We start from the raw sequence: 10,799 nt of genomic DNA on the forward strand, positions 1-10,799 counted from the left end.
GACAATCAGGTGGAGGGAACCCCATCCGGGTGCGGCGTGTCATGCGATGGCGGGTCACCCGCCGACAACCGGTTGCCCCGCTCGCGGTCACCGGCCACGATCCACCACCGATCCCTGGTTCAGACTGAAGGTTCCGGTTCGTATGTTGGGGCACCGTGCACCATGGTCGGCCCTGCGGCGCCGTGATCCAGACCATTCCGCGCCGAGGCCCCGATCATCCATGCGCCCGGCCCAAACCGGAGGCACTCCGCCTTGCAGTACTTCCCGACCCGCCGAGCGCTGGTCCCGTCCCTGGCCCTGCTGGCACTGGGACTCATTTCCTGTGAAGACAACGCGGCCCCGGACTCGGTCTGGCAGCCCGCCATCCAGTCGGTTCAGCTGCCCACCGTGGTGGCGGACAACGCGCCTGCGCCCTATCTGATCCGTGTGGAAACGAATCCGCCCACCAATCCTGCGGATGCGACCGGTCTCGCGGTACATCTGGAACTCAGCGGTCCCGGGCTGAGCGCCCCCGCGATCTGGACCCTCATGGATGATGGTGGCCAGCCACTGGCCGCAGGCCAGGCCGGAGTGCTGCAGGATCCCGGCTCCAGCGGCGACAACATTCCCGGCGACGGGGTCTTCAGCGCTCAGGGCCTTGCCGACCTGGCCAACACCATAGGGGTGGACTTCAGCGACAGCCCCGGCAGTTACCAGCTGGTGGCCGTGCTGTCCCGGGACGGCAGCGAACTGCAGCGCAGCACGCGCACCCTGAGCGTCGGGCACAACGGCCGGCCCCTGATCCAGTCCACCAGTCTGCCCACCAGTCTGGCCTCCGGCGACAGTCTGGATGCCCAGATCATCCTCAGCGATCCCGAAGGCAACGACGACCTGCAATCGGTCTGGCTGGAGCTCGCCGGTCAACCCGAACGGCGCTGGACCCTGGACATGGTCAATGACTCCACCTGGAGCCGTCGCCTCGGACCGGAGGTGGGCGCTCGCACCAGCGGTCCCTCGCTCTACCGACTGGGTGCCACCGATCTCTTCGGGCAGGAATCCTTCGAAGAACTGAGCGTCGACGTCCAGAATCTGCCGCCCGTCCTGACTTCCGGGAGCCTGCATGTCTGGCAGACCGTGGAGGGTGACCTGCAGCCCGTGGATTTCGCCGATACATTGAAACTGGTCATTCCCCTGCCCGGCCAGAGCAGGCAGGTGGTGTTCCGGGCGATCCCCGGCGACCCCCAGGGAGTGGCGGACATTCTGGCCGTCAGCCTGAGCAGCCCGATCCTCAGCGGCGAGCCGCTTCAACTGTTGGATGATGGTGTCAGCCCCGACCTTCTGGCCGGGGATGGCGAGTACAGCGGCAGTCTGACGCTGGGTCCGCAGGACGAGCCCCCCGCGGGGCAGAACCTGCAGCTGCAGGTCACGCCCTGGCTGAGTCAGGCCCCCGTGCTGCTGCAGCTGCCGCTGGCCCTGATTCCCGAGCGTGACAACGCGGCACCCCATGTGGACCAGGTCTTTGTGCCCGACACCCTGGCCAGCGGCCAGTTCCTGCGGGTCGAGGCCGAATTCAGCGACCCCGATGGCGCCTCGGACCTGACCAGTGCCTGGGTGAAGTTCCTGGACACGGGGGAGCGCTGGTTCATGCAGCGCTCGGGCACGCGCTGGGGAGTGGACCTGCCCGAGGCCCTGATCACTTTCCGCGAAAGCAACGACTACGGCTTCAGGGTGGTGGTCAGCGACCTGTTCTCGGCGCGCGACTCCAGTGATGTCAGCGTTTACATGGTAAATGGTGAGCCGCGACTGGATGAAGAGATGCTGGCCTTCTACCGGGTCATCAACGGCAGCGGTTTCCTGCTGGATGTGCAGGACACCCTGTTCCTCGAGATTCCCGCCGTGGGCGATACCAATTTCTTCGTGTTCACCCTGCCGGTCCAGGACGACCAGGGTGCCCTGGAGATCGAGCGGGTCGACTGGACCATCGAACCCCTTGACGGGAGCTCGGTGACCACCTTCCCCATGTATGATGATGGAGGGTCCAACATCGAATCCGCCGACCAGACCGCCGCGGACGGCATCTACACGGGAGCCATGCAGTTGATCGGACAGGCCAGTTACAACAACCTGATCTACTTCGTGGACTTCACGGCCCAGGATCTGCTGGGCAACGAAGCCACGCCCATTCACCGGATCTACAAGCTGGTGGACGAGGAACAACCCGGCCCGCTTCGCCCGCCCACCGACCGCCCCGTGCTCTCGCGAGTGAACTCCCGCACGGCACACGATCCCTTCGGAGGCGCACGATGACGGCCCGCCTGATGCTTCTGCTGGCTCTGGCCCTGACCGCGAGTGCCCAGCACACATTCGACCTGGCGGGGGCCGATGATCCGCAGCCCGTGGACGGCATGGTCTCCAATTCGGTGACACAGCTTGAAGTGGGCTGGGTGGGTTCGAACCCGGTGGTCTGGGGCAGCAACAGCTTTGGCGTGCTGCATTCCACGGACCTGGGCCAGACTTTCCAGACCTACGAATCCGTGGCGATCATGCCCCAGGAGGGCGGCGTGTCCGGACTGGCGGTGGGCAACCAGCTGGTGGCCATCGCCACGGTCATCGATACCTCGATCGCCGGGGTCCAGGGTGCCGGCGGCGGCATCGCGTATACACTGGACCAGGGATCCAACTGGACCTGGCTGCCCCAGCCGATGGACTGCTATGTCGAAGGCGCCAGCAACAATCCGGCCGACCGCATCGCCGTGAGCTGTTACGACAGCAGCGATACGCTGGAGTACATCGGCACGCCCACCACCACCACCGTGCAGAACATCACCTACGAGCTGAGCGTGGAAGGCGACAGCGCGATCTGGGCCGCCTCCTTCGCGGGCGGGTTTCGCCGTTACAGCCTGGCCACGGGCCAGTGGCGCAACCACGTGGTGGACAGCAACCCCTTCGACCCGGTGGCCAACCTGAATCACCGCGCCTTCAGCGTGCTCAGCGCCGACGGCGGGGTCTGGGCGGGCAGCGCGGGGGGCCTGAACTTCATGCCCCGGGGTGGCACACAGTGGACCCATTTCGACTACCAGCACCCCCAGGAGAACGGCGAACCCACCATCACGGGCAACTGGGTGGTGGTGCTCAAACGTCAGGCGCTGGATGGCGGCGGCGAAGCGATCTGGGTCGGCGGCTGGGCCACCTTCGCCACGGTGGGCGATTACTACGGCCTCTCGTACACCACCGATGATGGCGCCAGCTGGACCGTGATCCACGACATGCAGGATCACAAGATCTGGGACATCGCCTTCAATGGAAACGATGTCTGGGTGGCCACCGACGACGGCCTCTTCAAGTCGAATCAGGGTGGGGCGGACGGCAGCTGGAACCGCTATCCCGAGATCAAGGTGGTCGAGAATGGTGTGATCCGCCGCGAGATGCTGGTGGACGAGATCTACGCCGTGGAGTTCGTCAACGGGCAATTGCTGGTGGGGTGTACCCGCGGATTGTTCTTCAGCGCCGACGGGGGCGCCAGCTGGGGCTCGACCTGGCACCAGCCTTCGGCAGCCCGCTTCTTTCCCAATCCCTTCTCGCCGGCCGCCTTCGTGCAGGCCACGCTCTCGGTGGATCTGCCCCGCGCGGGCAGTGTCACCGTGAAACTGTTCGACTTTGCAATGGACCCGGTGAAGGTGGTGGCCGACGGAGTGAGCCTGCCCGCCGGTACCAGCGAACTCTACTGGGACGGCCGCAACCGTCAGGGCGACCTGGTGGCCAATGGCGTCTACTTCTATTCCATTGAAGGCCCTGGTCTGTCCAGTTGGGGAAAGCTGATGGTGATTCGATGAACACACGCGTGCCACAGACTCCCCGCACCGGCAGGACCCATTCTCTCGCGACACCCGTGCTGGCCTTGGCCACCTTGCTGGCCTGTGGGCCCGCCCGGGCGTCCGACAACAGCAATGGTGGTACCGCGGGGGCCTTTCTGCGCGTCGGCTCCGATGCGCGCACCCTGGGCATTGGCAACACGGGCATCGCCTGGCCCGGCGGCCCCGCCTCGCGCCTCAACAACCCGGCTCTGGTGGCCTGGGAGGAATCGGCGGCGGCTTCGCTGGGCATGGTGTCGCTCTCCATGGATCGCAGCCTGAACAGCGTACACGCCGTGTTGCCTCTGAAACCCATGGGCGCGCTCGGCATCAGCTGGACCGGTGCCGGTGTCGGCGGAATTCCCGAGACCACCAGCTGGGGCGAGACCACCGGGCGTGACATGGCCTATGCGGAGAATTCCTTCAGCTTTGGTTTCGGGGTCAAGCCCGGCAAGGCCGTTGCGCTGGGCATTTCGCTGGCGATCAATTCCGCGGCCTTCCAGCAGGTGACCGATGGCGGGGGCGACATCAAGGCCAACAGCGCCAGTTTTGGTGCCGGCCTGTCGCTGCACCCGATGGACGACTGGTGGGGCGGCCTCAGCCTGACCAACCTGATGGGCACCTACGAGTGGGACTCGGGTGATCTCTGGGGCCAGGACGGCGAAGCCCGTGTGGAGAATTCCACCCCCAGTCTCTTCGGAGTCGGTCTGGCACACACCCTGCTGGACAAGCACCTGCTGCTCTGTGCCGACTACCAGGCCTCCTCGGAGAAAGCCTGGGACCTGCGCCTGGGTGCCGAGTACAGCAATCACCAGGGCGAGAACGGCGACTGGGCCGCTCGTGCGGGCTACGATTCGGGCAACTTCAGCCTGGGGGGCGGTTACGGTTGGCAACTGCGCAAGGTCCATATCGGCCTGGATTACGCCGTCGTGATCCATCAGGACGATCCCAGTGAGATCCACGCCTTCAATTTCAACTTTGGATTCTGATGAACAGCGCAGCATTGGCCACTGCCCTGCTGGCCCTGGCACCTCTGGCGGCCCGGGCCGGCATTGATGGCATCGTCAGCGGATCCGCTGACAGCGGGTATTCTTTCCTCAAGATCGTCCCCGACGCCGCCCTGGGTGGCATGGGCGAGGCCGGCGTGGCCCTGGATCACGGGGTCTTCAGCGCACTGCTCAACCCGGCGGCTCTGCCCACCGATCGCCGCACCACTTTTGGCCTGAGCAACAACGACTGGATCGCCGACGCCAGCATGGTGTCGGCCGCCGGTTCCTTCGCCACCGGCCCCGTCTGGCTGACCCTGCACGCTCGCGTGCTCGAGCTGGACGGCTTCGAGTTGCGCGACACGCCCAATCCCGACCCGGATGGCGAGTACAGTCTTCAGGATGTGGCGGCCGGGATCAATGGGGCCATGGAAATCGCGCCTGGCCTGAGCGTGGGGGCCGGGGTCTCGCTGGTGCACGAGAAGATCTACCGGGACGACAGTCGCACGGCATCCTTCGGCACCGGAGTGCTCTGGACGCGCGGCCCCTGGAGCGCCGGTCTGGCGCTGAATCACCTGGGCGCCGCCGGTGATCTGGCCGGGGAGAGTGTCAATCTGCCCCGCCGCATCACGGTCGGCGCGGGCTGGAGCGGCAGCCTGCCTCGGGTCGAAACCCCCGTGCGTGTGGCCGCCGACTGGCTTGCCACGCGCGACGAGGATGGTCACCTGCATCTCGGAGCCGAATTGCAGCCCCTGGATCCGTTGCTGCTGCGCGCTGGCTGGATGCAGGGTTACGAGGATCGCAGCTTCAGCTGGGGCTTTGGCCTGCGCTGGCGCAAGTTCCGTCTGGATTACGCGAATCTGCCCTTCAAAAGGGATTTCGACGACACGCAGAAGTTCACTTTCAGTTTTTTCATGTAAGGAGATTCCTGCATGGCACGCTACAAGATTGCCTGGATGCCCGGTGATGGCGTCGGCAACGACGTGATGGATGCCACCCGCCCGGTACTGGATGCTCTGGGGTTCGACGCCGAGTATGTGCACGCCGACATCGGCTGGGAGTTCTGGTGCAGCGAGGGCAACCCACTGCCCGACCGCACGCTTGAGATCCTGCGCAACACGGATGCCTGCCTCTTTGGCGCGATCACATCCAAGCCCACCGAGGAAGCGAAGAAGGAACTGCACCCCTCACTGCAGGGCAAGGGTCTGAGTTACTTCAGCCCCATCGTGCGTCTGCGTCAGGAATTCAACCTGCACACCAACCTGCGCCCCTGCAAGGCCTACCCGGGCAACCCGCTGAACCTGAAGGACGGCATCGACATGGTGGTCTTCCGCGAGAACACGGAGGGCAGTTATGGCGGGGTCGAGTTCCATCCCGTGCCCGACAATGTGCGCGAGGCACTGTGCACCAATCCCAAGATGCACAAGTACGACTCCGTGGCCGCCGAGGACCTGGCGATTTCCACCCGCATCATGACCCGCCAGGGCTGCAGCCGCATCGTGCGCAAGTCCTTCGAGTTCGCCCGCAAGTTCAACCGCAAGACCGTGACGCTGGTGGAGAAACCCAATGTGCTGCGGGAAACCGGTGGACTGATGGTGCGCGAGGCCCGCAAGGTGGCTGCCGATTTCCCGGGCATCGAGCTCTGGGAAACCAACATCGACGCCATGTGCATGTGGCTGGTGAAGAATCCCGAGAACTATGACGTGCTGGTGGCCGAGAACATGTTCGGTGACATCATCAGCGACCTCTGCGCCCAGCTGGTGGGTGGCCTGGGCTTCGCCTCCAGCGGCAACATCGGCGACAACTACGCCGTGTTCGAGCCGACCCACGGCAGCGCGCCCAAGTATTACGGCAAGAACAAGGTCAACCCCATGGCCATGCTGCTGACCGCCCGGATGATGATCGAATGGCTGGGCGAAACCGCCATGGCCGACCGCCTCGAAAGCGCGATCGCCGCCGTGATCGCCGAAGGCACGCACCGCACCTACGACATGGGCGGTACCACCGGCACCCGCGAAATGGCGCAGGCCGTGATCGAGAAACTCTGAGCATGAAGGGGAAGGTGCGACTGCTGCTCACCAGTGGATTGGCCTGTCTGGCCGCCTGCACGCTGTTCGAGCCGCGCGGAAGCCAGGAACCGGACAGCGCGGCCCTGGGCGACTACCTTCCCCCCGCCAGCCCCGAGAACGTGTTGCACAACCTCCAGGAAGCGATCCGCTACCTGGAGGTTGTGCCCTATCGGGAACTGCTGGCCGACAGTGGCTGGATTTCGCCCTTCCGGCTGGTGCCGGACGCGGAGGAGTATCTGGCCCTGCAGGGACTGGACTGGGGGCTGGACGAGGAGGATGGCTGGTTCCATTCCCTGGCCAACCACTTCAGCACGCTGCCCCTGGATGTACGTCACGAGCTGGAGCTTGACCCGGAGGCCCGGGTCGAACAGTTCGGCGACAGCGCGCTCTTCGTATCCAGTTATGCCCTTGAGATGCAGCATGGGGTGGAATCGCTGCCCGAGCGCTTCTCCGGGACCCTGAGCCTGCTGCTGGGACGCGAACAGCAGAGTGGCGACTGGGCCATCGTGCGCTGGACGGACCAGGCCGCGGACACGGGAGCCGGCTGGACCCAGCTCCGCGTCACCTTCCGGGGGCCCTGATGGGCTGCCCGTCGCCCGTTCAGCGCCTGCTCTGCCTGCTGCCTCTGCTGCTGCTGGGTGCCTGCCGCAATCCCTTCGCGCCCCGACTGGGCGACCCGCGCAGCGTCTGGAATGACCAGGCCACCGTCGGCGGGCTGCTGGAAAACTTCCGCATGGCCTACATCCGCCAGGACAGTCTGCGCTATGCCGAGTGCATCTCGTGCGACACCTACACCTTCAACTACTTCGACACCGATCTGGCCGAGTACGCCTCAATGCCCCGCGAGCTGGATCTGGCCACCACCGGCCGCCTGTTCAGGCATTATGAGGATGTGGATCTGCGCTGGGTCGGCATTTCCGAGTCGCTGTCCGCGCTGGAAACCGCGGATTCGCTGATCAGTTTCACGGTCTTCTTCGTGCTCACTCTGGATGCCACCTGGCTGGACGGCCACGCCCGTTTCAGCGTGATACGGCAGGGCGGGCAGAACGCGGCCTGCCCCAGCCCGATCTTCGGCGACGATCCAGTCTTCCGCATCGTCCAGTGGGATGACAATCTCTAGGCGTCCCATTTGCCGTCGATCGGCCTCAATCCCGCATTTTCGTGGATTCCGGACAAAGGCAATTCGCCCTGAAGTGGCTTTTCTTGTGCCTTGGCGGGCGCTGCCCATTGCGCTTGATTCGGATCAATTGCAGATTCATTCCGATTCCCGACTTACAGCGGCTGTGTGCGCCGTCGGGTCGATTCCACGTGCGGATCCGCTGCGGGATATCGTGACAGGCCCCGCCCTCAAACCGGATTCGCCAAGCCGCTGACGGCCAAACACCAAGGAGACAGCGTGCGACTGGGTGTCAACATCGATCACATCGCCACCCTCCGGCAAGCCCGGCGCACGGTGGAGCCGGATCCCGTGCATGCGGTGGGTCTGGTCGAGCGCGCCGGGGCCGACGGAATCGTCTGCCACCTGCGGGAAGACCGGCGTCACATCAGCGACCGTGATCTGCAATTGCTGCGGGCCACCGTGGTTTCTCACCTGAACCTTGAAATGGCCGCCAGTGACGAGATGCTGCGCATCGCCCTTGAAACCGCACCCGACATGGTGACCCTGGTTCCCGAGAAGCGTGAAGAGATCACGACCGAAGGCGGGCTGGACGTGCGCGCCGCGGGCGGACGGCTCAAGGAGCAGATCGCGGCCCTCAAGGCCCACGGCATCGTGACCAGCCTCTTCGTCGACCCAGAACTGGATGTGCTGAAGGAATGCCGGCGCCTCGACGCCGACGTGGTCGAGCTGCACACGGGGCGCTACGCCAATTGCAATTCCGAGCGCGATGCGGTGGCCGAAGCCGATCGCCTGCGTGACATGGCCCTGGCCGCACGCAAGTTCGGGTTGCGGGTCAGTGCCGGACACGGTCTGACCTATCAAAACGTGGCGCGCATCGCGGTCATTGGCGAAATCGAGGAACTGAACATCGGCCACTCGATCATCTCCCGGGCAGTCTTCGACGGCCTGGGGCGTGCCGTGGCCGACATGGTGGCTCTGGTACGGAATCCTGGGCGCAGTTGAGCTCGACTCCCGCAACCCCCTCCCGGCCATTGCGCTGTGTGCTCTTCGACATGGACGGCGTCATCGTCGACAGCATTCCCACCCATGTGATCGCATGGCTGCATGTCTTTCGCCTGCATGGTGTGGACCTGGATCCCATGTGGCCGCGCTTGCGGGAAGGGGAGAAGGCACAGGAAAGCTGCGCGCGCTTCTGCCGTCAGCTGGGTCTGCCCGACGACGCTGAAAGCTGTCGCCGGATGGTGGAGGAAAAGCGCCGTCACTTCCGTTCGCTGCCCTCCCCGGGGCTGCAGCCAGGGTTCGTGGAACTGCTGCCGAAACTGCTGGCGCGGGGAGTGCCGGTCGCGGTGGTCACCGGGTCCACGCGCGACAATCTGGAACACATGCTGGCGCCGGAGATGCTGGCCGCATTCGAGGCGATCGTCTGCGCCGAGGATTGCCGGAAGGGCAAGCCGGACCCCGAGCCCTACCGGGTGGCTGCCCGGCGTCTGGACCGACCCGCGGCCGAGTGCCTGGTGGTCGAGAATGCGCCGCTGGGCATCCAGTCGGCCCGGGCCGCAGGCTGTCATGTGCTGGCCCTGACCACCACTCTGCCGGCCAAGGTCCTGCACGAGGCGGATGACGTGTGCTCCCGCTACGACCGGGTGCTTGAACTGATCGATTGAGAAGGAGAGTACATGGACGGCATGGTCACCATCGAACGACACATCATCGAGCAGGAACGCGAGAAGGGCGGCGCCAGTGGCATGCTCTCCGAACTGCTGTACGACATCGCCCTGGCCTGCAAGATCATCCAGCGGGAAGTCACGCGCGCGGGGCTGATCGAGCTGCTGGGCAAGACCGGCGACATCAACATCCAGGGCGAGACGGTGGCCAAGCTCGATGAGTACGCCAACGACGTGCTGGTGCGCACCCTGTCCCATGGCCAGCGTGTCTGCCTGATCGGCTCCGAGGAAGTGGATGACATGATCATCCCCAAGGAAAGTGCCACGGTGGGCAAGTACGTGGTGCTCTTCGACCCGCTGGACGGCAGCAGCAACATCGACGCCAACGTGTCCATCGGCACCATCTTCTCGATCTTCCAGCGCCGCTCGCCCCTGGGCAGCCAGCCCGACCGGGGCGACCTGCTGCAGCCGGGCAGCCAGCTGGTGGCTGCCGGTTATGTGGTCTACGGGTCCTCGACCATGCTGGTGTATACCACGCGCAATGGCTCGGTGGACGGATTCACCTACGACCCTTCCGTGGGCGAGTTCCTGCGCAGCCACCGGCGCATCCGCACACCGGAGCGCGGCAAGATCTACAGCGTCAACGAAGGGTACACGGCCTGGTGGGAACAGGGCATCCGCGATTTCGTGGCTGACCTCAAGGTGGTGGACAAGGAGCGCGGGCGTCCGTACACGAGCCGCTACATCGGCAGCCTGGTGGCCGACTTCCATCGCAACCTGCTCTATGGCGGCGTGTTCCTCTATCCGCGGACCTGGGTAGACGGCAAGAAGGGCAAGGGCAAGCTGCGCCTGCTCTACGAGGCCATGCCGCTGGCGATGGTCGCGGTCAACGCGGGGGGCGCGGCACACAGCGACGATGGGCCGATCCTCGAGATCCAGCCTACCGAACTGCACCAGCGGACGCCACTGTTCATCGGCAGCAAGCTGGACGTGCAGGATGTGCTGGCCAGCATGGATCCCACTCTGGTGGGCTGAAACAACGATTCCGGGCCGCAAGGCCACTGACTGATTCCGCTGCACACGGCTTGAACCGGCCGACAGGACCGCAACCGTGCGCGGACCTCACCGAT

General features: G+C 65.1%; 10 protein-coding genes. All 10 read left to right on the top strand.

Annotation, left to right across the window (positions count from 1 at the left end):
* Nucleotides 1-252 precede the first annotated feature (252 nt).
* The 10 genes from H6678_15530 (at nucleotide 253) to fbp (ending at nucleotide 10,704) form a co-directional block, all read left to right on the top strand.
* Nucleotides 253-2,286: a hypothetical protein gene (locus tag H6678_15530; protein MCB9475213.1), complete on the top strand. Its 2,034-nt coding sequence runs from the start codon at nucleotides 253-255 to the stop codon at nucleotides 2,284-2,286.
* On the top strand, nucleotides 2,283-3,812 hold the full coding sequence (locus tag H6678_15535) for a hypothetical protein (protein MCB9475214.1): 1,530 nt from the start codon (nucleotides 2,283-2,285) through the stop codon (nucleotides 3,810-3,812). The genes H6678_15530 and H6678_15535 overlap by 4 nt, the downstream gene beginning before the upstream one ends.
* A complete protein-coding gene (locus H6678_15540; protein ID MCB9475215.1) occupies nucleotides 3,809-4,819 on the top strand; it encodes a hypothetical protein in 1,011 nt (336 codons plus the stop codon). Before H6678_15535 ends, H6678_15540 begins: the two co-directional genes overlap by 4 nt.
* Nucleotides 4,819-5,736, top strand: a complete 918-nt coding sequence (locus H6678_15545) for a PorV/PorQ family protein (GenBank protein MCB9475216.1) — start codon at nucleotides 4,819-4,821, stop codon at nucleotides 5,734-5,736. Before H6678_15540 ends, H6678_15545 begins: the two co-directional genes overlap by 1 nt.
* A 12-nt stretch (nucleotides 5,737-5,748) precedes the next feature.
* On the top strand, nucleotides 5,749-6,864 hold the full coding sequence (locus tag H6678_15550) for an isocitrate/isopropylmalate dehydrogenase family protein (protein MCB9475217.1): 1,116 nt from the start codon (nucleotides 5,749-5,751) through the stop codon (nucleotides 6,862-6,864).
* A gap of 14 nt (nucleotides 6,865-6,878) precedes the next feature.
* A complete protein-coding gene (locus tag H6678_15555; GenBank protein MCB9475218.1) occupies nucleotides 6,879-7,466 on the top strand; it encodes a hypothetical protein in 588 nt (195 codons plus the stop codon).
* On the top strand, nucleotides 7,466-8,005 hold the full coding sequence (locus H6678_15560) for a hypothetical protein (GenBank protein MCB9475219.1): 540 nt from the start codon (nucleotides 7,466-7,468) through the stop codon (nucleotides 8,003-8,005). The genes H6678_15555 and H6678_15560 overlap by 1 nt, the downstream gene beginning before the upstream one ends.
* Nucleotides 8,006-8,281: 276 nt before the next feature.
* Nucleotides 8,282-9,007: a pyridoxine 5'-phosphate synthase gene (locus H6678_15565; protein MCB9475220.1), complete on the top strand. Its 726-nt coding sequence runs from the start codon at nucleotides 8,282-8,284 to the stop codon at nucleotides 9,005-9,007.
* Nucleotides 9,004-9,669, top strand: coding sequence for an HAD family phosphatase (locus H6678_15570; protein MCB9475221.1), 666 nt, complete (start codon nucleotides 9,004-9,006; stop codon nucleotides 9,667-9,669). The genes H6678_15565 and H6678_15570 overlap by 4 nt, the downstream gene beginning before the upstream one ends.
* Nucleotides 9,670-9,681: 12 nt before the next feature.
* The gene (gene fbp, locus H6678_15575; GenBank protein ID MCB9475222.1) at nucleotides 9,682-10,704 is read left to right on the top strand and encodes a class 1 fructose-bisphosphatase; all 1,023 of its coding nucleotides are present in this window, start codon (nucleotides 9,682-9,684) and stop codon (nucleotides 10,702-10,704) included.
* Nucleotides 10,705-10,799 lie beyond the last annotated feature (95 nt).

The organism is Candidatus Delongbacteria bacterium, from assembly GCA_020634015.1.
Classification (GTDB): domain Bacteria; phylum CAIWAD01; class CAIWAD01; order CAIWAD01; family CAIWAD01; genus JACKCN01.